Here is a 24874-nt window from a genome sequence, read left to right as displayed (position 1 = left end):
CGGTCCCGGCCGGGCGGTCACTTCGTCCAGTAGCGGAGGTTGCGGAAGCGTGCCTCCGCACGGCCGGAACCGTGGTCGTACACGCCGTTCTTGAAGTAGCGGGTGGCGGGACCCCGATCGGCGACGGTCAGGACGAGAGAGTCGTCGAAGTAGACCTTGATCGTTCCGGTCCCGCTGCTCGCCTGGTGGGCGATCTTCACGTTGAACCAGGTGTCGTAGGCGCCTGTCTTCAGCACCGTGCCGTCGTAGCGACGTACGGTGCCCCCGCCCGTGTCGTAGACGTTGAGCATGATGTCGGTGGCAGGGGTGTCCGAGGGGTGGACGCTGCGCAGGATCTGGACGAAGGAGGCGCCGTCCGTGCCGGACGGGAGCCGGACGTCGGCGTCCCACAGGTGATTGCCCGTGGTGTAGTCGATCTTCCAGCGCATCTCCGTGCGCGGGTCGGTGGAACTGCCCTCCTCGAACGGCTCGTCGGTGGCGTACACCCACATGCTGTGGACGCCGTCGCTGTAGCTGTGCCGCTCGCTGAGGTCCAGGTCCCAGGGCTTCTGCCAGCTGTACGTGAACGAGGTCTGTGTCCAGCCGTCGGTCGGGGAGACGGCCGGCGCCGCTTCGGCGAGCGAGGCCGGCGGCAGGGTGAGCGCGGCGCCGCCGGCCAGCAGGCCGGCGCCGGCCCGTAAGAGTGATCTCCTGTTCATGGGGTGTCCTTTCGGTGGGGGAGTGGAGGTTGATCCTGGCGGCCGTCGCCTGTGGGTCGGCGTCCGGGACGGATGTCCGTACCCGTCGGTGATCGAGTCGTCCAGCGCGACGACGCTGCCCGTGCTGTGCGCATGGGGCGCCGTCCTTCTGGTGGGGGTCAGCCGTGGGCCGGATGCGGAACGAGCGGTGCGGAACGCGAACGCAGGAAACCGCAATACATCGGATGAGTCAAGAACTTGGGGTGGGGTCGTGGATGCATGCGCTTCTTCCCAAGTGGCCGGAGTTAGAAGCTCGTTCGGTAGGAAGGGCCATCGGTTGCGGTCATTGACAGGCGCCAGAGGCATGCCTAGGTTCCTCGATACACCCGATGTATCACTGACCGCCAGTTCTGGAGGACGATGATGACCTCGCAGCCGGGGAAGCACTCGCCACTGCCTCGCAGAGTCTTACTCGGCACCGCGTTGGGAGGAGCCGCGGCCGCGGCCCTGCCCGGCGGGACGGCCCACGCCGACGAGCCGCTACGAGCGGAGGGGGCGGCCGACGTCGTGCCGGCGGCCCGGGCCCGGAGGAGTCCTTGGAAACTCCGTGACACCATGCGTGCCGACGGAGCCTGGGAAGAGTTTTTGCGGGGCCAGGACCTGTTGTGGAGCAGACTGCCCACCCTCTGGCACGAGGGACCGTTCCTGGGGGACGGCCAGCTCGGCAGCATGGTGTACCAGGAGCCGGGCGCCAACCAGATCCGCTTCACCGTTCAGCACGGCCGGGTCCAGGACCACCGGCCCGAGTTCGGCAGCGGCTGGGGCACCTGCCGGCTGCCGGTCGGCCACCTCACACTCGAACCGGTCGGCACCATCACCTCCGTCGACTGGCGGCTGAGCCTGTGGAACGCCGAGCTCACCGGTACCGTCACCACCACCGCGGGCACGCTCACCCTCTCCGCCCTCATCCACGACGAGGTCTTCGCCGCCCGTGTGACGGCGGCCGGCGACGAACGGGTCACCTGGACCTTCCACCCCGAGGAAGCACTCAGCCCCCGGCGCATCAGCGAAGCTCCGCCCGCGGGCTACACCGTCAACCCGCCCTGGACCACCCGGACTTCGGCCGACGGCACCCAGCAGGTGCTCCAGCCCCTCACCGGCGGCCAGACCGCCACCGCCTACCGCCGCAACGGCCACGACCTGCTGCTCAGCGTCGGACACAGCTCGCCCTCCGACACCGCAGCCGAGGCCGCTTCGTTGCGCAATCTCCGGCGCGCGGCCTCGTACAGCACCCTCAGGCGACGGCACACCCGGTGGTGGCACGCGTTCTACCGCAAGAGCTTCGTCTCGTTCCCCGACCAGCGCCTGCAGAGCTTCCACTGGATCCAGCTCTACAAGGTCGCCTCCGCCAGCCGCTCCGGCGGACCCGTCATGGCCACCTCCGGGCCGTGGCTGGAGCCCACGCCCTGGCCCGCGGTCTGGTGGAACCTCAACGTGCAGTTGGAGTACTGGCTCATCCACGGCTTCAACCACCCGGAGTTGGACGCGCTCGCCACCACCCTGCGGCAGAACCAGGAACAGCTCGCCGCCAACGTGCCCACCGCCTACCGGGCGGACAGCTCCGGCATCGGCCGCAGCTCCGACATGTTCGCCAACCGTGAAGTGGGCCGACCGGGAACGGGCGCCGAGACCGGCGACCTCACCTGGGCGCTGCACAACGTGTGGCTGTCCTACCGGCACTCCATGGACAAGGCGCTGCTGCGCGACACGATCTATCCCGTGCTGCGCCGGGCGATCAACTACTACCTGCACTTCCTCACCCCGGGCAGCGACGGCAGGCTCCACCTGCCCAGCACGCTCTCGCCCGAATACCCCGTCGTGCCGCCCCAGGACACGAACTACGACCTGGCCCTGATCCGATGGGGCTGCCAGACGCTCATCGAGTCCGCCGAACTGCTGGCAGTCGACGACGAGTTGATTCCACGGTGGCAGGAGACGCTGGCCAGGCTCACGCCGTACCCGGTCGACGACAACGGCTTCATGATCGGCGCCGACACCCCGTACGCGCAGTCCCACCGCCACTACTCGCACCTGCTGATGGTGTATCCGCTGTATCTCGTGAACTGGGACCAGCCCGGCAGCCGCGACCTGATCGCGAAGTCGGTGACCCACTGGCACGCGCTGACCGGCGCCCACCGGGGCTACAGCTACACCGGGGCCGCCTCCATGTACGCGATGACCGGTGACGGGGACACCGCGATCACGTACCTGCGGAAGTTCTTCGATCCCACCACGCGCTACCCCTGCCGTGCCAACACGCACTACACCGAGGCCGGTCCGGTCATCGAGACGCCGCTGTCCGCCTCGCAGTCCCTGCACGACATGTTCTGCCAGAGCTGGGGTGGCGTGATCCGTGTCTTCCCGGCCGTCCCGTCCTCCTGGGCGGACGCCACGCTGCACGACTTCCGCACCCAGGGCGCCTTCCTGGTCAGCGCCGTGCGAAAGGCCGGGGTGACCCGGTTCATCAGGATCAGGAGCCTGGCGGGGGAGCCGCTCAAGCTCCGGCACGGCCTCGCCGGGACCCTCACCGTCCTCCTGGACGACGGCACTCCCGCCCACACCCACGAACTGGGCGACGGCACCCTCGCCATCGACCTTCCCCGAGGCCGTGAGGTGCTGGTCCACGCCGGTTCCCGTCCCGATCTCGTCATCGCGCCCGTTGCCGTCAGTGAGTCGGGGGCGCCCTGGGGGCTGCCGTAGGGGACACGGCAGCGCGAGCCCGTCACCGGCTCCGAGGCGGTCCATGGGGCCTGCCCCGGAGCCGGCGATCCGCACGCGTTCCCGCACCGCTGGTCAGGGTCTGATGGTCAGCCGGTCCAGCGCGGCCACCCGGCCGGCGCCCTTCACCACGACGTAGAGGTCGTGCGATCCGGTGACCTTGTGTTTGAGAGGCAAGGACCCCATCTGCCAGTCGCCGGTACCGGACACCTGGGCCTCGGCCACAATGCGATCGGCCGGTTCGTGCGGGCGCAGTTGAAGTGAGCAGCCGCGTGCGCACGCCGGGGCGAGGCGCACGGTGAGGTGCCTGCTGCCGATGAACCGTCTCGTCCGCAGGGTCCGCTCGGACGCCGGGTCACGGCCGGTTCGTACTCGATGGATGCCGGTTCAGTGTTGTGTGTCACCGGTGGTCGACGGAGGCGACGAGCCCGCCGACGGTCAGGCCCAGCGCGCATCCGCGGCGGAAGGCCTCGTAGCGCATGTGCGGGGTGTGCTTGCCGTCCGTCGTCGCGTACGGTGCGCGGATCCCCAGTTCTACGCCGCACAGGCACACGACGTAGCCGTGACGCCGGGCGGCGGCCGTCCACTCGGGGTCGTGCGGGACCCAGGTCCGGGAGTAGATCTCGCCGTCGGGCGTCCGCAGTTCCAGCCGGGAGTACGTGTATCCGTAGCACTGCGCCAGTTTTGGCTGTTCATCGGGTATCTCGTGCAGCTCCCATCCGGGGATCCAGGGCAGGTCGCAGTAGACGTCGGGCGGTAGGCGCCTCATGCCGAACAGGATGGCGCCTTCGATCTACGGCTCCTCGGGTATCTCGTCGAGCGAGGCTCTCTTCGGCACGACGTACCCGAAGTAGCCCATGCCCCGGGCATGCCTGAACTCGAAGAGATCGGTGGGCAGGCGGGGTGTCTGTGCGGGATCGAGGGTGACTGTGCCTTGCGCGGTCTCCAGGCCCCCCAGCACGCACTCGAGCTGCAGCGCGGGGTCGTCGCAGAACAGGATCCGCCCGAGGTCGTCGACCTGTTCGAACTGATACCAGCTCATCTCCTGCTGCCCTCCGGTTGGTTGCCGTTCCGCGTCCGCGAACCAGAGGACAGGATGTTGAGCCATTCTATTGAAGGATCGTTCAACAATCCATACATTGAGTGCGTGCACCACCAGGTCGGCGGATTCGTCGAGAGCAGGGGTGAGGGTGAGCGCGGAGGAAGCAGGCGCAGGGCGGACAAGCGTGGGGCGGCGGGCGCTGGTGGGCGCCGCGAGCACGGGCGCTGCGGTGGTGCTGTGGGCGATCGTGCGTTTGATCGTGCGCACGGCCTTCGTCGCGTATGCCCAGTGGATCGACGCGTTGTGCGCGCTGGCGATCCTCCTCGGCTGCGTACTCCTGTGCTCGTGTTGGTACTTGGACCTCCGGTGGCTGCTGTGCGCGGTGTGCGTCGTCGGGGTGCTGTTCCTCCAGAACAAGGAGCTGGATCAGCAGTGACTGCACCAGCGCGGGCGTACCGAACACGTCAGGGTCCGACGGATTCAGTGGTCCGCAGGCGACGGCATAGGTGACAGCGCGCGCCTCTGCACAGTCACCGTCCTCGACGGCCCACCGCTTGCTCCGTTCGAAGTGAACGCGCTCATAGGCTGGAAGTAGGTGGTGGGCGGCACTTACACGGTGACCGTCGATCCCCAGGGCCGTGCCCCGCTCAGGCGTGGGGGACGAGCCCGGGCCGCCGGTGATCCAGCAGTTCCTGCAGATCCCGCTCGGCCTCGGCCTGGCCATCGCCCTGTGGCGGCCAGCAGGGATGCTCCTGCGCCGGCAGCACGTCCCGTCAGCCGGTCCCAGCCGGTCACAGGGGCGGTGATCGAGCGGCGCTCGCGCAGGAACGCCGACGGCAGGTCGCCGTTGACCGAGGCCGAGGACGTCAGCCGCATCTTCTCCCGAAAGGTGTCGGGGAACGCGGGCCAATGGATCGTGCGGTGGGTGACGCGCCGGTCGGTCTTCATCGGGATCAGCGGGCGGCCGGGCCGGTGTCGCCGTCGACGATTCGGTGGGCGGGGACGACGGATGTGTCCGGACCGGAAAGGTCAAGGACAGGGGCTGCGGTGGCCGTCGCCGGTCGGCGCGGGGCGATCCCGGGCCGAGACCACCGAGGGGGCGATGGCGCTGCTGGACTGGGTCGGCCTGGCCGACCGGCGGGACGCCTGCCCCGCCCGTCTGTCCGGCGGCCGTCAGCAGAGAGTCGCCATCGCCCGCGCCCTGGCCATGCGGCCCAAGCTGATGTTGTGCGACGAGCCGACATCGGCGCTCGGCCCGGAACTCGTCGGCGAGGTCCTGGACGTCATGCGCGCCGTCGCCGCCGACGGCGTGACGGCGCTCGTGGTCACCCACGCACTGTCTCTCGCCCGCGAGGTCGCCGATGAGCTCGTCTTCTTCGACGACGGCCTCGTGCCGGAAGCCTGGTGGGCGTCGTACCCACGCCGGTCGGAGTTCGGTGGTCGTGTCGGACGACTGCCGTCCCTGCACCGCTCCCCCTCACGCCACGGCGAGCGCGATGAGCTTGCCAGTCTTGATTCGAAGGCCGGGACCGGGCTCTGACCCAGGGGATGGACAGTCAGGGTTTTGCGTAGGCCGAGACGGCTGTCGGCGACGAAGTCTGGCTGGCCTTCTACCACTGGAGTATGCGGCTCGTCCGACCGGATGAGGTCCAGAGCGCGGAAGTCGCGCCAGGTGGGGGACGTGCAGTGACCGGCCCCGTGGATAGCGTGCAGGAAACCGCGCCACGGAGGATTGCATGATTGAAGCTGAGGCACTGACCAAGCGATATGGCGACAAGGCGGCAGTGCAGGACCTGACCTTTACGGTTCGGCCGGGCGTTGTCACCGGCTTTCTGGGGCCCAACGGGGCCGGCAAGTCCACAACCATGCGGTTGATCATGGGAATGGACGCCCCGACCTCGGGAACGGTGACCGTGAACGGGCGCCATTTCAGCCGGCACGAACGGCCGCTGAAGGCGGTGGGCGCGCTTCTGGAGGCACGCGCCATCCACCCCGGCAGGTCGGCCCGCGGTCACCTGCTCGCCCAGGCCGCGACCGCCGGGATCGGCCGGCAGCGGGTGGACGAGGTCCTGGGCATCGTGGGGCTCGAGGAGGCCGCCGGCCGACGCGCCGGCCGTTTCTCGCTCGGCATGGGGCAGCGGCTGGGCATCGCGTCGGCCCTCCTGGCCGATCCGGAGATCCTCATCCTCGATGAACCGGTCAATGGTCTCGATCCCGACGGGATCCGCTGGATCCGCTTCCTGCTGCGGGAACTCGCCGCCGAAGGACGGACGGTCTTGCTGTCGTCCCATCTGATGAGCGAGATGGCTGTGACCGCCGATCATGTGATCGTGATGGGGCGCGGCCGACTGCTGCGTGACCAGTCGATGGCCTCCTTCATCGCCGACTCGGGCGCCGAGCGGGTTCGGGTGCGATCGCCTGAGGCAGGCACCCTTAGCGAACTCCTGGCGCGCGAGGGCGCGATCGTGCACGACGCGGGTGAGTCCGGGACCTTCGAGGTCGAAGGACTGACCAGCGACGACATAGGGACGGTGGCGCGCAAGGCCGAGGTCACCCTGTACGAACTGGCCCCCCGGACGGGGTCGTTGGAGGAGGCTTACATGGCGCTCACCGAGGACTCCGTGGAGTACCGTGCGAAGGAGGCGGCATGAGCGTGGGAACGCTGGCCGGCGAGGCGGGTGCCGGACAGGCGGCGGGGCCTGTGCGCTCGGAGGTGCACAGCGAACCCGTGTCCGTGCCGCGTGCGGTGGTCTCGGAGTGGATCAAGTTACGTACGCTGAGGTCGAGTTGGGTCATTCTGGCGGCGGCCGTGGTCGCTCTGACGGGCATCGGGCTCATCGTCGCCTGGAACACCAGGCATGTGACGCCCAGTATCCAACCGGAGGATCTCGCTCCGTCGTCGACGATGCAGGGCTTTCTCCTGGCCCAGCTGCTGATCGGCTCGCTCGGGGTACTGGTGGTCTCGGGTGAGTACAGCACGGGCATGATCCGCTCGACGTTCGCGGCAATACCCACGCGGCTGCCCACTGTATGGGCCAAGGCGATGGTGTTCGTCGCCGTGGTCGGGGTGGCCATGACCGTGGCGGTCCTCGTGGCCTTCCTGTCTTCGCAGGGGTTGCTCTCGCACTACCGCGCCGGATATTCCCTGACCGATCCCGGTGTGCCCCGGGCGGTCTTCGGCACCGCCCTGTACCTGACGCTCATCGGAGTGCTCGGCGGTGCGGTGGGCTGGCTCGTACGCAACACGCCGGGCGCACTGGTCACCTTCCTGGGCCTGATCCTGGTCGTGCCGATCATCTTCGGCGAGCTGCTGGGAAACTGGGGCAAGGACGTGGCGGAATACCTGCCCAGCAACGCCGGGGAAAGCTTCATCACGAGCCTTCATCAGGACCACACCCTCAGTCCCGGCACCGGGCTGTCCGTCCTCCTCGCCTGGACGGTGGGGGCGCTCGTGAGCGCCGCGGCCCTGCTGCGTCGCCGTGACGTGTAGGGAGCGCGAGTGAAGGCGGGTCGACCGGTGGTCCCGGGACGACGGCCGCGGCTGCCGCGACGTCACGACCACCGGTCACTCCGCATGGACGTGGCGCTGGCCGGTGGCTTCGCGGCCGCATCGGCGCTGCTGGACGGGGTGCACAAAGGCCTGTTCGAACACCAGGCCCTGGGCGCGGCCGGATGGGATCTCGCGCTGGCCGCGCCCTTGGTGCTGTGCCGGCGCCGACCGGTCGCGGCTGTCCTGCTCCTCGGGATTGTCAGCTTCACGCAGTGGCTGTACGGCGTGCCCGCGGTCGGCGATCTGGCCGTCCTGGTCGCGCTGTTCCTGCTCGGCCTGAGCGAGACCCCGGTGCGGATTCTCGCGGCTCTGGCGTGCGGTGCGCAGCTCGGAGTGGTGCTGGCCACGATCCGCTGGCATCCGGACAACATCTGGTTCGGCGGGTTCCTGCTCAGCGTGACCGTCGCCGCTTCCTGGCTGCTCGGCGTGTACACCAGGACCCGCCGGGCCTACGTCGCCTCCATCTGGGAGCGCGCCGAGAGCGCGGAGCGTGACCGCGACGCGCGCGCCCAGATCGCGGTCGCGCTGGAGCGGGCGCGTATCGCCCGGGAGATGCACGATGTCGTGGCGCACAGCATCTCGGTCATGATCACCCTCAATGACGCGGCCGTCGCCATCGGTCCGCCGGGCAGGCAACGCGACGCGATTGCACAGGCCTCGGAGGTCGGCCGTCAAGCCCTCGACGAGATGCACCGCATGCTCGGCGTCCTGCGCACCGGCGACCGCGCCGAACTGTCCCCCCAACCGGGAGTGGGCGACCTCGCGACCCTGGTCGCCGCGGTGCGCTCGGCGGGTCCCGAGGTCCGGCTGACCATGTCGGACGGCCTGGACACGGTCGCTGCCACCGTGCAGCTCGCCGTGTACCGGATCGTCCAGGAGTCCCTCAAGAACATCCTCAAGCACGCCCGCGAGGCCCGCCATGTCACGGTGGACATACGGTCCACCCGTACCTGTATCGACATCACCGTTCGCGACGACGGCATCGAGGCACTCACGAACCCCCTGCCGCTGCCCCGGCCCGAAGAGGCGACCGGGCACGGCATCACCGGGATGCGCGAGCGCGCGTCCCTGTTCGGCGGCCGGATCGAGGCCGGTCCCCGGCCTGGTGGAGGGTGGCAGACGACGGCCACATTGCCCCTCACGGAGGGGTCCCCGCACCGATGACCATCCGCGTCCTTCTCGCCGACGACCACCCGCTGCTCAGGCTCGGGTTCTCCTTGCTGATCGACGCCGAGGACGACATGCAGGTCGTGGGCCTCGCCGCGAACGGCGCGGAAGCGGTGGCTCTGGCGGCTTCCGCGGGACCCGACGTGGTGCTGATGGACGTACGTATGCCCGTGCTCGACGGCATCGCCGCGACTCGGCGGATCGTCGCGGACCACCCGGCATCCCGGGTGGTCATCCTCACCACCTTCGACCTGGACGAGTACGCCTTCGACAGCCTGCGCGCCGGGGCGAGCGGATTCCTGCTGAAGAACACGCGTCCCGGGGAACTGCTCGCCGGAATCAGAGCGGTAGCCGCCGGCGAGGCGATCCTGTCACCGCGTACGACACGCCGGCTGCTGGACACCTACGCGGACGTCTTCGGCGTCGGCAGAGACCCGGTACCGGTCCGCCGCCACGACCTCCTGTCGGTGCTGACGGCCCGGGAGCGGGACGTGTTCACCCTGGTGGTGGCCGGGCTCAGCAACCCCCTCATCGCACAGCGGCTCGGCCTGTCGGAAACCACCGTCAAGACGCACATGGTCCATCTCCTCGCCAAGCTCGGCCTGCGCGACCGCGTCCACGCGGTGATTTTCGCGTACGAGAACGGGCTTGTCGGTGGCGGCAAGGACGGTTGACGGCGGTTGGTCCGCCGTCGGTTGTGCCGGAAGCGATTGTGCTGCAACACCTCCGATGCGATCCGACAACTGGAGGAGCGGGTCGAGGAGGCGATGGCCCCCGTTGGCCACGCGCTCGACCTCCGGAATACCTTCGCCGGAATCAGCTAGGCCGTCGCCGATGCGATCGCCGAAGCCTGCGGCGACATGCCGCGGTTCGCCTCCGTCAAGCATCTCGCCCCCTGGGGCGCCGTCTGCCCCGGCCACACGAGTCCTCCGGCCGTGCCGAGAGCGCCAGGTTCCGCCCCGGCAACTCGTGTCCGGCGGCCATGTCGCCGGGAGTGTCCTGCATTCATGACACTCCCGCGTCAGCCGATCGCCAGCTCGGGGTGGTGCTTCTTCACGACGCCGGGGTGGGCGCGGACCCAGCCCTTGAGTTCGTTCCACCCGAACTCCGCGAACAGCGGGTTGCCCGGGTCCTCGGTGACGCCTGTGGCATGGGACGCGCCGGGGAAGGGGAGCGGGGCGATGCGGGCGTCCAGGCGCGGGTTGTAGAAGAAGGGTGCGGAGTAGCGCTCGCGTGCTCCGGGCGGGGAGAGGACGCGGTGGTTGGTCGCCTTCAGGTAGCCGTTGGTGGCCACCTCCAGGAGTTCGCCCAGGTTCACCACGAACGCGCCCGGCAGATGGGGCACCTTGATGAAGCCGCCGGGCGCGGTTTCCGGGGCCTCCACCTCCAGGCCGGGTACCTCGTCCGTCAGCAGCAGGGTCAGGAAGCCGTAGTCCTTGTGTGCGCCCACGCCCTGGTCGTCGCTTTCCGGGGCCTGCCCCGGGTAGCGGATCAGCTTCAGGTGGTTGCGCGGGTTTCCGGAGAAGGCGTCGTCGTAGAAGTCCTCGGGGCCGCCGATGGACGCGAGCAGGGCGTGCAGCAGCCGGTGGGCGACCGTGCTGAGCCGGTCCATCCACTCCAGCGAGATGTGCCGCAGCTCGGGCAGGGCCGTGGGCCATTGGTTGGGTCCCTCCAGCCACCAGTAGGGCGGTTCGCCCGGGGCGGGTGCGTGAGGGGGAAGCTCGTTGCTGATGTCAAGCTGGTCGCGCCAGTCGCGGCGGCCCTGGGTCCGTTCGTTGCCGATTCGGGTGTAGCCGCGGAAGTGCGGGGAGTTGAGGTTGTCGATCGCGTGGCGATCGGTCTCGGGCAGGGCGAAGAAGGCGCGGGCGGCGCCCAGCAGCCGGGCCTGCTCGGCGGGGGTGATGCCGTGGCCGACCAGTTGGAAGAAGCCGACGTCGCGGGCGGCCCGGTGGAGTGCGTCGGGGTCGAGGTCGGAGAGGTCGATCACCGGGAGTGAGATGAGCTGATCCATGGGTGGCGGCGTTTCCTGGGTGGAGGGTGCGGGAGGGGAGAGCGGGGCCGGTGATCGGCCGTGGTGCCGTGCCCAGTGGCCGGTGCGTGTCACGGGCGGGGGCTCAGCCTGCCGCTGAGGCGCTGAGGCGGGCGGTCAGTTCCTTGATCTCGGCGGGGCCGACCCGGCAGCAGCCGCCGATGAGGGCCGCGCCGGCGGCGAGCCAGGAGGGGGCCAGTTCCGCGATCTCGTCCTCGGCGCCCAGCCAGCCGCGCGCTTCGGGTTCCCAGACTCCGCCGCCGTTGGGATAGGCGACGCCGGGGAGACCGGAGACCAGGGTGAGGGCCGGGGCCGTTTCGGCGGCAGGGGCGCAGTTGACTCCCGTGGCGATGACGGAGTCGCTGCCGCGAGCCAGGGCGAAGGCCTCGGTCAGGGGCTGGCCCGCGCTGGTGGTCGTCCCGCGGATGCTGTACGAGAGCCAGGCCGGGATGCCCAGGCCGTCCAGGGCGTTCAGTACGGCTTCGGCCTCCCGCAGGTCGGGGATGGTCTCGATGGCGAAGACGTCGGGGGCTGCCTCGGCCAGAGCTTCCAGCCGGGGGCGGTGGAAACGGGTGAGTTCGGCCACGGTGAGTCCGTAGTCGCCCCGGTATTCCGAGCCGTCGGCCAGCATGGCGCCGTAGGGGCCCACGGATGCCGCGACCCAGCCTGTCCCGGCCGCGGCCTCGCGGGCCAGCCGGACGCTGCGGTGCAGGAGCTTCGTGGTCTCGGCGCGGGTGATGCCGATGCGGGCGAAGCCGTCGTAGGTGGCCTGGTAGCTGGCGGTGATGGCGACCTGCGCGCCTGCCGCGTAGTAGGCGCGGTGGACGGCCGTGATCGCGTCGGGGGCGTCGCGCAGGAGGCGGGCGGACCAGAGTGTGCCGCCGAGGTCGTGGCCCTGGGCTTCGAGTTCGTTGGACATGCCGCCGTCTAGGACGAGGGGGCCGGCGGTCAGGGCGTCGCGGAAGGTGGTCGTCACAGCACTCTCGTCACGAAGTCGCGGGTTCGGGGATGCTCGGGGGCGGTCAGGACCCGGGCGGGCGGCCCGGATTCCAGGATGCGGCCGTCGTCGAAGAAGACGATCTCGTCGGCGACCTCGCGGGCGAAGCCCAGTTCGTGGGTGACGACGAGCATGGTCATGCCGTCGGCGGCGAGGTCGCGCATGACGTCCAGGACCTCGCCGACGAGTTCCGGGTCGAGGGCCGAGGTCGGTTCGTCGAACAGCATGAGCTGCGGTCGCATGGCCAGGGCGCGGGCGATGGCGACGCGTTGCTGCTGGCCGCCGGAGAGTTGGGCGGGGTAGGCGTCGCGCTTGTCGGCCAGGCCGACCCGGTCCAGCAGGGCCATGGCCTCGTCGGTGGCCTCGGCGCGGGGACGGCCGGCGCCGGCCGGTCCCTCGACGACGTTGGCGAGTGCCGTCAGGTGCGGGAAGAGGTGGAAGCGCTGGAAGACCATGCCGATCCGGCGGCGTTGCCGGGCCAGGTCGCGGGGGCGCAGTTCGCGCAGCCCCTTGCCGTGGACCTCGTAGCCGATCGGTGAGCCGTCCACCAGGACCCGGCCGCCGTCGGGCCGCTCCAGGTGGTTCACGCAGCGCAGGAAGGTCGACTTCCCCGACCCGGACGGGCCGATCACGCAGGTGACCGTCCCGCGTGGCACGGACAGGTCGACGCCGCGCAGCACTTCCTGCCCGGCGAAGGACTTGCGGACCCCTGTCGCCTGGACCATCATCGGCGGCTTCCCTTCGCGAAGTGGCGCTCCAAGTGGTGCTGGCCGATGTTGAGGAGGGTCGTGACGGCGAGGTACCAGATGCTGGCGACGATCAGCAGCGGGATCGTCTGATAGGTGCGGGAGTACACGATCTGCACGGAGTACAGGAGTTCCGCGTAGGCCAGCACGCTCACCAGTGACGTCGTCTTGAGCATGGAGATGGTCTCGTTGCCGACGGGCGGGATGATCACGCGCATCGCCTGGGGCAGGACGATCCGGCGCAGCGTCCTGGCCCGGGACAGGCCCAGCGCCTCCGCGGCCTCGGTCTGTCCCTCGTCGACCGAGACGATCCCGGCCCGGATGATCTCGGCGAGGTAGGCGGCCTCGTTGAGGCCGAGACCGAGCAGGGCCGCGGTGAAGGTCGTGACGACGGAGTTCGCGGGGACGTCGCCGATCGCCGGCAGGAAGGGCAGGTGCAGCGACAGCGTCGGGTACAGCGCGGAGATGAACCCCCAGAACAGCAGCTGGACCAGCAGCGGTGTGCCCCTGAAGAGCCAGATGTACGCCCAACTGACCGCCCGGGCAACGGTGTTGTCCGACAGGCGCATCAGCGCCAGCGCGATGCCCAGCGCGAAGCCGATCACCATGGCCGCGGCGGTGAGTTCCAGGGTGGCGAGCAGGCCGCTGAGCACGGTCCGGCTGAACAGCCACGCGCCGACCGTGTCCCAGCCGAAGCGCGGGTTGGTGATCAGCGACCGCACCAGGGCCGAGGCCAGCAGCAGGACCGCGAGGGTCAGGATCCACTGGCCGGGCCGGCGGCGGCGCAGTATCGGCAGCTCCTCCATCACGAGGCCGCGTTGATCTCGAACGTGTCGAGAGCCCCGGACTCCAGACCCCACTTGGCGAGGATCTGCCGGTAGCCGCCACTCGCCTTGAGGTCGGCCAGGGCCGACTTCAGCAGGCCGGTCAGTTCGCTGTTCTTCGGTACGGCGATGCCGAACGGCGCGTCGCCGTACGAGTCGCCGGCGACGTCGAGCTTGCCGCCGGACTGCTTGGCGGCGTAGGCGGCGACCGGCGAGTCGGCCAGGGCGGCGTCGGCACGGCCGCTGGTGACGGCGAGGTTCACGCCGGTGCCGTCCGGATAGGTGCTGACCTTGATCGGGGTCTTGCAGGTCTTGGCGCGGGCCGGCAGGTCCACCAGCGCCTGGGTGGAACCCTTCGCCACGGCGACGGTCCGGCCGCACAGGGAGTCGCCCTCGGCCTTGAGCGCCTTGGGGTTGCCCGCCGGGACCAGCAGGGACGTGCCCGCGTTGAAGTAGGTGACGAAGTCGACGACCTTCTCCCGCTCGGCGGTGTCGGTGAACGAGGAGATGCCGAGCTGGTACTTGCCCGCCTGGAGCCCCGGGATGATCGAGTCGAAGGGCACGTTGGTGATGGTGACCTTGACGCCGAGGACCGTCCCGAGAGCCTTGTCGAGGTCGGCCTCGGCGCCGATGACCGTCTTGTTGTCGGTGGCGAAGAAGTCCATCGGGGGATAGCTGACGTCGCTGGCGACCGTGATCCCGCTCGCCTTCACCGCGGCCGGGACCTTGGCGGAGAGTGCGGTGTTCTCCGCGATCGAGGCGACGGAGGAGGCACCGGCCGACGCGGACGAGGAACCGGTCGTCGTGGAGGGGTCGGCGCAGCCCGCCAGGAGCAGCGTCGCGGAGCCGAGGAGTACGAGCGGGCGCAGAGCGGACAAGGGGAACTCCTGAAGAACCTGATTTCCGAGGGGATGGGGTGGAGACTATCCAGTGGTGCGTAATAAACAAGTCGTGTTGTCCATGATGCACGGGTGCTGCCATGAACCTGCAATGTTCCCGCAATGAACGCGCACGGTGGCACCGGCGCCCGGCGCTATGCTCGGGCACGCGATGACCACCGACAGCAGCCTCAAACGCGGCCTGGCCGTGCTCAGCCTCTTCGCCCAGCACCCACCGCGGGATCCGCGCGGCCACACCGCGGCCGAGGTCGCCGTACTCCTGGGCCGGGAGCGCAGCCAGGTCTCCCGCATCCTGCGGAGCCTGGAAGCCGCCCGGTTCCTGCGCCGCGATCGCGCGTCGCTGCGCTACTCCGTAGCCTGGGAGCAGTACGCGCGGGCCCAGCAGATCACCGAGGCGCGGCTGCGCCGGGACGGCCGGACCGCGCTCGAGGGCGTCGCCGCCGACACCGGGGAGTGCGCCTACTTGGGAGTCCTGCGAGGCGCCAGCTCCGTGACAGTCCTCGAATCGATGCCGCCGGCCCTGTCCTCGTTCGTGTCCTGGGTGGGCCGTGGCTATCCGGCGTACTGCAGCGACGCCGGACAGGCCCTGCTCTTCGACGCCGACGACACCGAGATCGCGGCCGTGTTCTCCCGTACGGACTTCGTACGGCACGGCCCCAACACGCCGGCCGATCTCGGCGACTTCCTGACCCGGCTGGACGCAGCCCGCAAGCGGGGCTACTCGATCGTCGACCAGGAGGCCGAGCCCGGCCTCTACTCGCTCGCCGCCCCGGTCAGGGACTTCCGCGGCGAGATCGTCGCCGCCGTCCAGGTCGTCGGCCCCCGCCACCGGCTGGAGCCCGCGACCGCGGTGTGTGCCGACTCAGTGGTGCGCTGGAGCACCTGGCTCACTGCTGCGCTGTGTTCGGCGGCCGAGGAGTGAGGACTGCACCCGGCAGGTGAGGCAACTGCGTTTCCGCCGCGGCGCGTTCGGCGTGCCCGGAGAAAAGCCCGTCGAGCGGTCGGAGCAACCGGCTTCCGGCTGCGCTGTGTTCGGCGGACCGGGGCTGAACGCTCAGCCCAGCAGACGCTCCAGCCGCGCCGCCGCGTCACTGATCGCGGCGACGAGCTCCTCCCGGTCGTCCCGGGCCGCCGCGTGCGGAACGACCGCGCTGACCGCCGCGACGATGTCCCCGCGCGGATCCCGCACCGGCGCGGCGACCTCCAGTACGTCCTCGTCGTACTCGCTCTCACACACCGCGACCCCTCGCGCGGCGTCGGCGGTGACCCGCAGCAGCAGGTCGTCCACTGTCCGTGGTGCGTAGGGGCCGCCCGCCCCGATGAAGTCCTCGCCACCGAGGAGCTCGGTGATCCCCTCATGCGACTGACCGAACAGCAGCGCCCGTCCCGCTCCGGTGCACCAGACCGGCGTCAGCCGCCCCGCCCGCGCCCAGGAGAACTCGGCCCAGGCCGCCAGTTCGGCCCGTACCGAGAGCACCATCGCTCCGCACAGCACGTCCACGTAGGCGCACGCCCCGAACCGGATCACCAGCCCTCGCAAGAGCGCCCGGCTCTCCACACCCCACGGACCGGCCTCCGCCGCGACGGCCAGCAGATCGGCCCCGGCGCGGAACTCGTGCCCCGCCCGGACCAGCATCCCGGAATCGACCAGATCACGCAGCAGCCGCGACGCCTGCCCCTTGTCCAGCCCGCTCTCCTCTGCCAGCCGGACCACACCGGGTCCTCCGCGGGGATCCAACTCCCCGCGGACAACCCGCTCCACCAGCCCGAGCCCTCGGGGCAGCGCCCCCATCACCACGTCCATCCGGCGGATGTTACAGATTGCGTGGGCGAACGCTGGTACGGCCCCTGAACCAGGCGTCAGGCAGGCGGCTGCTGAACTCGGCATCTTGCCGGGGGCGTACGTCGGCATCCGAACGCTCTCCTCCGGAAACGTTCGCGACCACCGACAGAACCCAAGCCGCATCCAGCGGCCGGTTCTGTCACTCCGTCATCCCGTCCATGACGTTTTCGGTGATGGCCGAGAGGCGATCGGCTCGGATGCTGCTGACGTCAGCTCCCGTGTTGCTCTGCCTCCGGCCTCATGGCGTCCGAGACGGACTTGACCCCGCCGTGGGCAGTGAGCCCTCCGTCCACGGGGATCTCCGCTCCGGTGATGAAGGAGGACGTGTCGGAGAGGAGGAAGACGACGAGGGGTGCGATGTCGTCGACGGTGCCGCTGCGCCCGAGCGGCGTTTCCCGGAACATCGCCTCCCGGAATGCCGGGGTGGCGGTTGCGGTCATCTCGGTCTCGATGTATCCCGGGTGCACGGTGTTGACACGAATGCCTCGCGGTCCCAATTCGGTTGCCGCGATCTTCGACACCCCGCGCAGGGCCCACTTGCTGGCGGTGTAGGCGACGGGGTAGTAGGCGGTGAGCGCGGCGGACGAACCTACGTTCACGTGTAGGTTCTTGCCGCTCATGGCAGAGACTGTGCTCACTGACCAGCGGTTCTTCGGCTGTCTCAGATCGATGGCAGAGCGGCTCAGTCTCATGAACGTGGCATTTCCCTATGAAGCCGATCGACCGGTCCCAAGCGTCGGTGGACGGACGCAGGTCCCCTGGTTAGCTGACCGGTCGCGCCTACTCGTCGTCCTCGTCCGCCAGTACGGCCTTCAGTCGCCGCTCCAGGGCGAAAGAGTCAAGCTGGTGCGGCAGCAGATGCTGTGATGTTCCGCGTACCCGGCCGCATCAGCGCGCCGCTTGAGCGGACAGGGCCGCGACCGGGCTGCGTGTAGTGAAGTTGATCATTCCGGCTCGTGGTGCTCCTTGCGTTCCCAGGTCGTGGTCCAGGGCCTCGCCCAGCCTGTTGCCACAGACGTCTTCGAGGCGTTCGGAGACCAGGAGGCGGTGTTCCCCGGCGTGCCACGGGTGACTGGGGACGAGCCGTGCTGCGGTTCCGTCCGGTGCGAGTGACACACGCGTCCCAACGGCCGCTCCCGAAGGGGCCAGGACTGCGATCTCGTCCTGGCAGAGGGCGGCGTCCATCACCCTGTCGAAGTGCACGAGGACGGGATCAAGGCTCCCCGCTGTCGGGGAGACGAGACGCCAGCGGGTCTCGTCGACCGCCTCCAGCACTGGATCGCTGACGCGGAAGGTATGGCGCGCTGTTTGCCCGAGCGCCGTGACGACGAGGCTGTACGTCTGCCCGACGACCAGCGCTGACTCGTGGGAGGTGTCTGCTCCCAGACCGCGTTTGATCCTTCCTGGCTCCATCAGGACGGTCAGGCGGCGCCCGTCGAGGGACCAGAGCTCAGAGGACAGGACGAGGAAGGGCTCACGCACCACCTGTTTCTCCTCATCCAGCAGCCGGAGGCGGTCACGATCGAAGTGCGCCTCTCCCGGCCTGGGGAAATGCAGGTAGAAACGCAGGGTGTTGGCGGGCAGCACCCCGGCGTGGGGAGAGATGCGGATGGGCGCTTGTGGGGAAGTCGGGATCGGCATCCGGGGCGCTCTCATCGTTGAAGCCTGCCGTTCACGCCGCCCGCTTGTGCGGGCTCTCGACGCCCGGGAAATCCATCTCCACCCAGATCTTGTCCAGCCGCGCGGGGAGCGGGGCGACCATCAGGGTCTCCAGCGTCAGATCGCCGGTGTCCGGGTAGCGGGTCAGCGAGACGAAGAAGCGGTCGCTGAAGAGGTCCGCGCGCAGCGACGATCCGACGAACAGCACCTGCTTGCCGACCGGTCCGGCCGGCATGAAGGGGGACTGGTCCAGCATCGGGCCCTGGGTCGGCCGGTTCTCGGGGGTGAAACCTTCGGCGGTGCGGATTCCGGAGAGCGGGACCACGACGGGGCCGCGGCTGAGATTGGTGATGAACAGCTTGTCCTCGTCCCCGTCGCGGTAGGCGACCATGCTGATGGGCTGGCCGTTGCCCATGTCGCCGATCGTCTTGCCCCTCACCGTCGCTCCGTGCTTGAGCTCTGCGACCGGGATGGTGACCAGCGGGCTGCAGGCGTAGGCGGCGATGAGGGTGTCCTCGCCGTCAAGGGTGGCGAACTGCATGGCCCGGATCGGCGCACGCGTTTCGTACATGCCGTGCGCGAGGTGGTAGATCTCCACTTGGGTCTCGCTGGCATCCCCGGTGAACGGGTAGGGGATCCGCCGCAGCATGGAGGAGAACTCCTGGTTGGAGACGCCGGCGACGAACACCTCTCCGGCGTGGAACTTCAGGTCCACGATCGTCATGGACCGCAGCGGCGTTCGCGCCTTCTCGTCGAAGTAGGACGCCGGTGGCATGGGGAACGTGCCGGCCCGGGACTTGAAGGTCTTGCCCTCGTCGGGAACGTCGGACAGCTGGTGCACCGTCGCGTTCGAGGAGGAGAGGTCGAACGGGCGGACCTCGCCGGCCAGCGAGACGCTCACGACCGCGGGCTCCAGGCGATCGCCGTTGCGGACCCCGACCCACAGGTACGGCTCGCGCGTCACAGGGTGTACGGTCATACCGTTCATCACCAGGCTTTTTGCCGTGACACCCAGCGCCGCGGCGATCTTCTCGTCGATCGACTCGAAGAGGAAGGGATCGAGCGAGGCCGGAGCCTGGCCCCGGTCCGTCTCGAAGGCGAAGACGGCCCCCAGCTTGCTGTCGCCCACGAAGAGGATTCCGGCGGGGCTGAAGGTCAAAGCTCCCGCCGACCGCGGGGTGACTTGGTCAATCGTGTTCACGATGGTCTCCTGGCCGCTCTCAGTGGCGTACCGCCCACACATTTTGTAGGGATCGCTCCATTTTATGCTCAAAATTGGAGTGTCAACTACAAAATCTGAGCGGTCCGTGAAAGCATTTCGCACCTACGCCGCATCAGGCCGCCGTTCGCCCGGCCGGGCGGCTTCGGCGGTGATCCGTGGGACTGGGGGGACGGGCACGCGTGTCGGAGTGCGTGAGATCGACGCCGACGAGGGCAACGGCCCGGTGCGGATTGCGCGCCGGGGCACCGCGTCGGCGATGACCTGGCGCACGGCACGGATGGTGCCGCCGTCGACCCCGGACGTGGATATCGCGGTCCCGCCCGACTCCGCTCCGCCCGGGTCCGTGTCCGGACGGAGCGGAGCCGGCCGGCTCACATGACCGGGCTTCAGACGTTTGATGCTTCGCAGGCGGTCGAGGTGTCAGACGGCGAGACGGCCGCCGTCGACCGGCAGCAGCACACCATGGATGAAGCTGGCCTCCTCGGTGGCGAGGTAGGCGATGGCGGCGGCGATCTCCTCGGGCTTCCCGACGCGCCCGGCCGGCGCGCCCTTCGCGAGCTGGTCCAGCGCCTCGCCCATGGGGATGGTGCCTTCGGTGCGGGTGGGACCGGGGCTGACGGCGTTCACGCGGACCCCGGCGGGGCCGAATTCAGCAGCCCAGGATTTGGTCAGCAGCATGAGGGCGGCCTTGCTGGAGCCGTAGAGGCCCATCCCGTTCATGCCGAACTCCGACACCATGGTCGTGATGTTGACGATCGCCCCGTGGCCGCGTTCGGCCATCGCGGGGGCCAGTGCGGCCACCAGCAGGTAGGGCGCCTTGACGTTGACGGCGAAGACCTCGTCGATCTGGTCGGTCGGGGTGTCGGCGGTGGCGCCGAAGGGGAAGATGCCGCCGCTGTTGACGAGGATGTCGACGTGGCCGCCGCCCGCCTGGGCGGCGCGGGCGGCGAGTTCCCGCACGCTGCGCTCGTCGCCCAGGTCGGCCGCTACGAAGTCCGCGCTACCGCCGGCGGCGCGGATGCCGGCTACGACGGCGTCGCCGCGCGTCTTGTCCCGGCCGGACACGATGACGTGCGCTCCCAGGGCGGCCAGACGGTCGGCGGTGGCTTTGCCGATGCCGCTGGTGGCGCCGGTGATCAGGGCGGTGGAGCCGGTCAGATCGGTGGTCATGGGAACCCCTCAGCTAGTGGAGCGAACACTCCAAACCATGCTCCGATATTTTTGGAGTGTCAACTCCAAAATCGGGTATGCTGACCCCATGGACCAGCCGACACCCGCAAGCCAGACAGACCGCACGGATCGGACCGGCGCGGTCGTCGAGGCCACCCCCAGGGCAGCGCGGAAATTCACGACGAAGGGTCTGGCAACCCGGGCTCGCATCGTCACCGCCGCCGCCGAGCTGGTGTTCGCCCACGGCGTGGCCCGCACCGGCATCGAGGACGTCCAGCGTCGAGCGGGTGTCAGCGCGTCGCAGCTCTACCACTACTTCACCGACAAGGACGACCTGATCCGGGCCGTGATCGCCCACCAGACCGACGGCATCCTGGCCGCCCAACGACCCGTCCTCGACGAACTCGACAGCTTCGACAACCTCTACCGCTGGCGTGACCTGCTCGTCGGCCTGCAAGAGCAGCGCAACTGCGTCGGCGGCTGCCCCATCGGATCGATCGCGGCCGAACTGGCCGACAACGACCCCCACGCACGAGCGGACCTCGTCGACAGCTTCGAACGCTGGGAGGCTCCGATCCGCGAGGGCCTGGCCCGCATGCGCACCCGAGGCGACCTGCGCCCCGACACCGACACCGACGCCCTCGCCCTCGCCCTGCTCGTCGCACTCCAAGGCGGACTCCTCCTCACCCAGACCCGCCGCGACACCACCCCCCTGCGCACCGGTCTCGACGCCGTCCTGGCCCACATCCACACCTACGCGACCGAGCAGACACAGCACCGCGACCCCGCCTCGGCCGCGCCGCACTGATCCCCGCTGAGGCGGCCCGGATGACACTCACCACCTCCCAGGGCGCTGCAGGGGGTCCGAGAAGGCCGCTTCGCCGGGTCAGCCCCCCTAACTGGGGGAAACTTCCCGGCCTCGAACTGCGCACCGCCGCCGACCAGTTCGCGCCGCCTCCCCCATCCAGGCCCCACCCCCGCTCACGTCGTCTGCCACCGAGAAGTCGTCACAGGCGACCGAGGCGGCGAAGGTGAGGTCGCAGGTGCCGGTGTGGCGTGAGGGTCTGGCCTGGTCGGCGCTGTCGGTGAACTGCCAGCGCATCCTGCAGGCGCTCGCGGACCGGGCCCGGCTCCATCAAAGGCCGCTGACCTGCCAGGAGATGGCCGCAGCGTTCGGTATGGACGTGGTGCCGGCGCGGGTGGAAGCACTGCGGTCGAAGGCGAAACGCCTGGTGGCCCGCGGCTGGCTCGCCGAGCCTGAGCCGGGCCGGTTCACCCCCGCTGCGGGTGCGGCCGGGCCGGACGGCGGGTCATGAGCCGGATTATCCACCAGCACCGCCATCGCCTCGGCGCTGGTGGTGCTGCACCATTGCGATCTCCGGCACCGTCAGGACTCAGCACCCATCCGTCTGTCCTCAGGCAGGGAACTTCACGCCGGTGAGGTCCTCGGAGACGGCCCACAGGCGCTGCTGGACGGTCACGTCGTAGGACTCCGGGCTCGATGTGACGACCTGCGGGTGTCCCCGGGTCCCGCCCAGCCGGTCCGGGCCGTAGTACTGGCCGCCGAGGACGGCGGGGTCGGTGGCCGCACGCAGGGTCGGCAGTGCGCCCATTTCTGCCTTCTGGCTGATCAGAGGCGTGATCACAGGGGCGGTCACGCGCACGACGGCGGGGGAGTTGCGCATGAGGTCGGTGTTGGAGAAACCTGGGTGTGCGGCCACGGCGATGGTGGTGCCGTGACGTATGAGCCGGCGTTGCAGCTCGTAGGTGAACATCAGGTTGGCGAGTTTGGACTGCCCGTAGGCCGCGTTCCGGTTGTAGGAACGTTCCCACTGAAGGTCGTCGAAGTGGATGCCGCCCCCGGCGCGGTGGGCGACGCTGCTGACCGTCACCACCCGGGAGTCCGGCGCGGCCAGCAGCAGGTCCAGCAGCAGTCCGGTGAACGCGAAGTGCCCGAGGTGGTTGGTGCCGAATTGCAGTTCGAACCCGTCCCGGGTGGTCTGCTTCGGCGGGTACATCACGCCGGCGTTGTTGATGAGCAGGTCGATGGCCGGGAACGTTCCGTGCAGGTCGGCTGAGGCTGCGCGGATCGACTCCAGCGACGTCAGGTCCAGCTCCTGCACGATGACGTTGCCCGCGATCCGTACGGCCGCCTTCTTTCCCTTCTCGACGTCCCGCACGGCCAGCACGACCGTTGCCCCGTGTTCTGCCAGCGCTCTGGCGGTTTCGAAGCCCAGGCCGCCGTTGGCCCCGGTCACGACCGCCACCCTGCCCTGCTGGTCGGGTATGTCACGCTCGGTCCACTTCATGTCACTCCCTAACAGAACGCCGATCTTTTATGAAGTCGACACTAAGCGACCGGTGGTCTACGGTCAAGAGAACAGCGGTCCGTAAACTGTGGCCATGACATTCCAACGAGCGCGCAGCAAGGAACAGCGCGAGATCCGGCGCCAGACGATCCTTGACACGGCCGCGGCGATGCTCGACGAGATGCCGGTGGCCGAGGTGAGCCTCAACGAGCTGAGCCGACGGGTCGGGCTGGCCACGTCGAACGTGCTGCGTTACTTCGAGTCCCGTGAGGCGGTGTTGCTCGAACTGCTGCACCGCGCCCTAGAGAGGTGGATGGCCGACGTGTCGTCCGAGCTTGCCGCAGGCGTCGACCCTCACCTTTCCGCACACGAGCGCGGCGACCAGATGGCCGCTGTGCTCAGCGCGTCCCTCGCACGCCAGACGGTGTTGTGCGACCTGTTCAACGCGCAGACCAACGTGCTGGACCACAATCTGTCCTTCGAGGTCGTCCTGCAGAACAAGCGGTCCACCATCGCCAACATCACCATCATGGCCGGCCTCCTCCGCCGGCACGTGCCGGAGCTCGGCGACAACGACCGGACCATCACCATGATGACCATGATCATGGCCGGCACCCTGTCGGCCCACTGCCGACACTCCGCCACCGCGCTCGCCGCCTACGAGGCCGACCCCACCGTCCTCGAACTCCGTCTGGACCTGCGCACCACCCTGGAGAATGCCCTTGCCGCACTGATCAGAGGCACACTGGCGCGGTCCTAGCCGCGTTCACCTCGGTGAGAAGCTGTTGCCGGCTCCACGAGCTGTTCAGGAGGCCCCGCTCGTATGCGCCGAGCACCCCGCGACCAGCCAATCGCGACTCCCATTCGATCAACAACCCCCAAGGCCGGTAGGACAACAGCTACTCAGGGATACCAGTTGTCCCGCCAGTCGGGATGCAGTTCGAAGGGCAGCGCGAGTGCCTTCATGCTCTGGAACGCGAGGATCGAGTCCAGGGACCACACATCCACTTCCTGCCCGCGCTTGATCCGCTGCTCGCAGCGCCGGAGGAGGATCCGGAGGGTGGCGATCCGGTCGAGTATCCGGGCGGGGCAGGGATCAGCCGCAGCGGCTGATGCGCCTCGTCTCGTGTGGGACCGGGCAGTCGAGTTCGTGGAAGAGTGCGGCGTCGCGTTCCTCTTCGTCCAATCGGTCGTGGGCAAACGACGCCAGTTCAGTGGCTGTGTGCATGGTTCAGCTCACGTCCGCGCGTTCGGCCTGGGCTTTCGTCTGGGCCAGCCGGGTCGGACGCGGTGCCTGCTTCTTGCGGGGCTCAGGCCAGTTCGAGTCGAGGGCCCTGCGGATCGTCCGCCAGGTCGCCCCGTACTTGCGCTCCGGAGCGCGCATCGACAGGCCGGCACGGTGGTCACGGCGGATCGCTGCGTACAGTTCGACCTTGCTCGTCGATAGGTGCATTTCGGACCCCCAGCGGGAGAGGCGCACCGATCGTTCCACCGCAAGGCTCCAACTGCCTTCAAAAACTGGGTTCTGGCACAGATCTTGGGGAGCGCTCGCGGAGGGTGACGGTGTCGTTCGATTACAGGGGCGCGAGCCGGGGCCCGTCAGCGCTCCCGCATTCTGGTCCACCACCAGCCGAATATCGCCAACTCGATGTTGTTGGGTTCCGGCAGGGTGCGGCGCTCGAATTCCTCATCGATGCGTGTGATCAGTCGGCCCAAGTCCCGTTGCGCTCCGGGAGGAAGGTGCTGCATCGCCCACTCGAGGTCGTCACGGGCATCTCCCACTCCGGGCGATTCGAACTCGGAGGCGTCCAGGTAGCGTCCCAGCTGGTTAAAAGCTCGCTCGAAACACGAGAGCGCATTGGCGACCGCGTTGGGCCACATCTCCTGGTCTTCGACCCGGCGGATCGCTGTACGAGTCCGCGCAGAGACACCGGGGACTCTCAGAGGGCGGTATGTGACGTG

The 24874-nt window shown here is 69.1% G+C and carries 27 protein-coding genes and 3 pseudogenes; 12 read left to right on the top strand and 18 right to left on the bottom strand.

The annotated features are described in order from the left end of the window. Positions 1-17: 17 nt before the first annotated feature. Entirely contained in the window at positions 18-698 is a 681-nt protein-coding gene (locus JHN63_RS04360; RefSeq protein ID WP_200677323.1) for a polysaccharide lyase family 7 protein, read from the bottom strand. 402 nt (positions 699-1100) lie between these two features. On the opposite strand from JHN63_RS04360, the gene JHN63_RS04355 reads away from it, so the two are divergent. Beyond that, positions 1101-3437, top strand: coding sequence for a Tat pathway signal sequence domain protein (locus tag JHN63_RS04355; protein ID WP_200677348.1), 2337 nt, complete (start codon positions 1101-1103; stop codon positions 3435-3437). Between the two features lie 93 nt (positions 3438-3530). Here the strand turns inward: JHN63_RS04355 and JHN63_RS04350 are convergent, their stop codons facing one another. The 3 genes from JHN63_RS04350 to JHN63_RS52395 all read right to left on the bottom strand — a co-directional run bounded on the left by JHN63_RS04350 (position 3531) and on the right by JHN63_RS52395 (position 4497). Further along, positions 3531-3680 carry a hypothetical protein gene (locus JHN63_RS04350; protein ID WP_200677322.1) on the bottom strand — a complete coding sequence of 50 codons (150 nt, stop codon included), beginning with the start codon at positions 3678-3680 and terminating at the stop codon, positions 3531-3533. Positions 3681-3855: 175 nt separating this feature from the next. Beyond that, on the bottom strand, positions 3856-4224 hold the full coding sequence (locus JHN63_RS52400) for a hypothetical protein (RefSeq protein ID WP_234476126.1): 369 nt from the start codon (positions 4222-4224) through the stop codon (positions 3856-3858). Positions 4225-4248: 24 nt separating this feature from the next. Then, on the bottom strand, positions 4249-4497 hold the full coding sequence (locus JHN63_RS52395; RefSeq protein ID WP_234476125.1) for a hypothetical protein: 249 nt from the start codon (positions 4495-4497) through the stop codon (positions 4249-4251). 148 nt (positions 4498-4645) lie between these two features. Here JHN63_RS52395 and JHN63_RS04340 point away from each other — a divergent pair, with 148 nt between their 5' ends. From JHN63_RS04340 to JHN63_RS04310, 7 genes and pseudogenes are all read left to right on the top strand, one after another. Further along, positions 4646-4933 carry a hypothetical protein gene (locus tag JHN63_RS04340; RefSeq protein ID WP_200677321.1) on the top strand — a complete coding sequence of 96 codons (288 nt, stop codon included), beginning with the start codon at positions 4646-4648 and terminating at the stop codon, positions 4931-4933. A gap of 202 nt (positions 4934-5135) precedes the next feature. Then, positions 5136-5303 carry a hypothetical protein gene (locus JHN63_RS04335; RefSeq protein WP_200677320.1) on the top strand — a complete coding sequence of 56 codons (168 nt, stop codon included), beginning with the start codon at positions 5136-5138 and terminating at the stop codon, positions 5301-5303. Between the two features lie 248 nt (positions 5304-5551). Beyond that, a pseudogene (locus tag JHN63_RS04330) lies at positions 5552-5899 on the top strand (ATP-binding cassette domain-containing protein); the annotation flags it as partial. A 334-nt stretch (positions 5900-6233) separates the two neighbouring features. Then, positions 6234-7148: an ATP-binding cassette domain-containing protein gene (locus tag JHN63_RS04325; protein WP_200677318.1), complete on the top strand. Its 915-nt coding sequence runs from the start codon at positions 6234-6236 to the stop codon at positions 7146-7148. Then, positions 7145-7987, top strand: coding sequence for an ABC transporter permease (locus JHN63_RS04320; protein WP_200677317.1), 843 nt, complete (start codon positions 7145-7147; stop codon positions 7985-7987). The genes JHN63_RS04325 and JHN63_RS04320 overlap by 4 nt, the downstream gene beginning before the upstream one ends. A gap of 84 nt (positions 7988-8071) precedes the next feature. Further along, complete coding sequence (locus JHN63_RS04315; protein WP_200677316.1) at positions 8072-9211, top strand: sensor histidine kinase; 1140 nt, start codon at positions 8072-8074, stop codon at positions 9209-9211. Next, positions 9208-9888, top strand: a complete 681-nt coding sequence (locus tag JHN63_RS04310) for a response regulator transcription factor (protein WP_200677315.1) — start codon at positions 9208-9210, stop codon at positions 9886-9888. Before JHN63_RS04315 ends, JHN63_RS04310 begins: the two co-directional genes overlap by 4 nt. 347 nt (positions 9889-10235) lie before the next feature. Here JHN63_RS04310 and JHN63_RS04305 read toward each other — a convergent pair whose 3' ends face one another. The 5 genes from JHN63_RS04305 to JHN63_RS04285 form a co-directional block, all read right to left on the bottom strand. Next, entirely contained in the window at positions 10236-11225 is a 990-nt protein-coding gene (locus JHN63_RS04305; RefSeq protein WP_200677314.1) for an isopenicillin N synthase family oxygenase, read from the bottom strand. Between the two features lie 103 nt (positions 11226-11328). After that, positions 11329-12219, bottom strand: a complete 891-nt coding sequence (gene mmuM / locus JHN63_RS04300; RefSeq protein WP_307781812.1) for a homocysteine S-methyltransferase — start codon at positions 12217-12219, stop codon at positions 11329-11331. Then, the gene (locus JHN63_RS04295; protein WP_200677345.1) at positions 12216-12965 is read right to left on the bottom strand and encodes an amino acid ABC transporter ATP-binding protein; all 750 of its coding nucleotides are present in this window, start codon (positions 12963-12965) and stop codon (positions 12216-12218) included. Before JHN63_RS04295 ends, mmuM begins: the two co-directional genes overlap by 4 nt. Beyond that, positions 12965-13792 (bottom strand): amino acid ABC transporter permease, encoded by an 828-nt coding sequence (locus tag JHN63_RS04290; RefSeq protein WP_200677346.1) that lies wholly within the window; start codon positions 13790-13792, stop codon positions 12965-12967. Before JHN63_RS04290 ends, JHN63_RS04295 begins: the two co-directional genes overlap by 1 nt. Continuing rightward, entirely contained in the window at positions 13792-14688 is an 897-nt protein-coding gene (locus JHN63_RS04285; protein ID WP_200677313.1) for an ABC transporter substrate-binding protein, read from the bottom strand. Before JHN63_RS04285 ends, JHN63_RS04290 begins: the two co-directional genes overlap by 1 nt. A 172-nt stretch (positions 14689-14860) precedes the next feature. Between JHN63_RS04285 and JHN63_RS04280 the strand changes: the two genes are divergently transcribed. Beyond that, entirely contained in the window at positions 14861-15631 is a 771-nt protein-coding gene (locus tag JHN63_RS04280) for an IclR family transcriptional regulator (protein WP_234476124.1), read from the top strand. 132 nt (positions 15632-15763) lie between these two features. Here JHN63_RS04280 and JHN63_RS04275 read toward each other — a convergent pair whose 3' ends face one another. From JHN63_RS04275 to JHN63_RS04255, 5 genes and pseudogenes are all read right to left on the bottom strand, one after another. Further along, positions 15764-16513, bottom strand: a complete 750-nt coding sequence (locus tag JHN63_RS04275) for an IclR family transcriptional regulator (RefSeq protein ID WP_200677312.1) — start codon at positions 16511-16513, stop codon at positions 15764-15766. A 248-nt stretch (positions 16514-16761) separates the two neighbouring features. Then, positions 16762-17151: pseudogene (locus JHN63_RS04270) on the bottom strand (SDR family NAD(P)-dependent oxidoreductase); the annotation flags it as partial. Between the two features lie 289 nt (positions 17152-17440). Next, complete coding sequence (locus JHN63_RS04265) at positions 17441-18139, bottom strand: hypothetical protein (RefSeq protein WP_200677311.1); 699 nt, start codon at positions 18137-18139, stop codon at positions 17441-17443. A gap of 85 nt (positions 18140-18224) precedes the next feature. Beyond that, on the bottom strand, positions 18225-19412 hold the full coding sequence (locus JHN63_RS04260; protein ID WP_200677310.1) for a hypothetical protein: 1188 nt from the start codon (positions 19410-19412) through the stop codon (positions 18225-18227). Between the two features lie 441 nt (positions 19413-19853). Further along, positions 19854-20603: an SDR family NAD(P)-dependent oxidoreductase gene (locus JHN63_RS04255; RefSeq protein WP_200677309.1), complete on the bottom strand. Its 750-nt coding sequence runs from the start codon at positions 20601-20603 to the stop codon at positions 19854-19856. 88 nt (positions 20604-20691) lie between these two features. Here JHN63_RS04255 and JHN63_RS04250 point away from each other — a divergent pair, with 88 nt between their 5' ends. Then, positions 20692-21411: a TetR/AcrR family transcriptional regulator gene (locus JHN63_RS04250; protein ID WP_200677308.1), complete on the top strand. Its 720-nt coding sequence runs from the start codon at positions 20692-20694 to the stop codon at positions 21409-21411. Between the two features lie 190 nt (positions 21412-21601). Continuing rightward, positions 21602-21919, top strand: a pseudogene (locus JHN63_RS04245) (hypothetical protein); the annotation flags it as partial. A gap of 99 nt (positions 21920-22018) precedes the next feature. Here the strand turns inward: JHN63_RS04245 and JHN63_RS04240 are convergent. Then, positions 22019-22912: an SDR family NAD(P)-dependent oxidoreductase gene (locus tag JHN63_RS04240; RefSeq protein WP_200677307.1), complete on the bottom strand. Its 894-nt coding sequence runs from the start codon at positions 22910-22912 to the stop codon at positions 22019-22021. Positions 22913-23006: 94 nt separating this feature from the next. On the opposite strand from JHN63_RS04240, the gene JHN63_RS04235 reads away from it, so the two are divergent. Then, a complete protein-coding gene (locus JHN63_RS04235) occupies positions 23007-23672 on the top strand; it encodes a TetR family transcriptional regulator (protein WP_200677306.1) in 666 nt (221 codons plus the stop codon). A 143-nt stretch (positions 23673-23815) separates the two neighbouring features. On the opposite strand, the gene JHN63_RS52390 is transcribed toward JHN63_RS04235, so the two are convergent. The 3 genes from JHN63_RS52390 to JHN63_RS04225 form a co-directional block, all read right to left on the bottom strand. Then, a complete protein-coding gene (locus JHN63_RS52390; RefSeq protein ID WP_234476123.1) occupies positions 23816-24112 on the bottom strand; it encodes a DUF6221 family protein in 297 nt (98 codons plus the stop codon). Between the two features lie 31 nt (positions 24113-24143). Next, positions 24144-24365, bottom strand: a complete 222-nt coding sequence (locus tag JHN63_RS04230) for a hypothetical protein (protein ID WP_234476122.1) — start codon at positions 24363-24365, stop codon at positions 24144-24146. A 146-nt stretch (positions 24366-24511) separates the two neighbouring features. Continuing rightward, positions 24512-24874 (bottom strand): hypothetical protein (locus tag JHN63_RS04225; RefSeq protein WP_307781811.1); only part of this gene is annotated, 363 nt, incomplete at its 5' end.

This window comes from Streptomyces sp. MBT65, from assembly GCF_016612545.1.
GTDB lineage: Bacteria > Actinomycetota > Actinomycetes > Streptomycetales > Streptomycetaceae > Streptomyces.
This window is presented reverse-complemented; position numbering and strand designations above follow the sequence as displayed.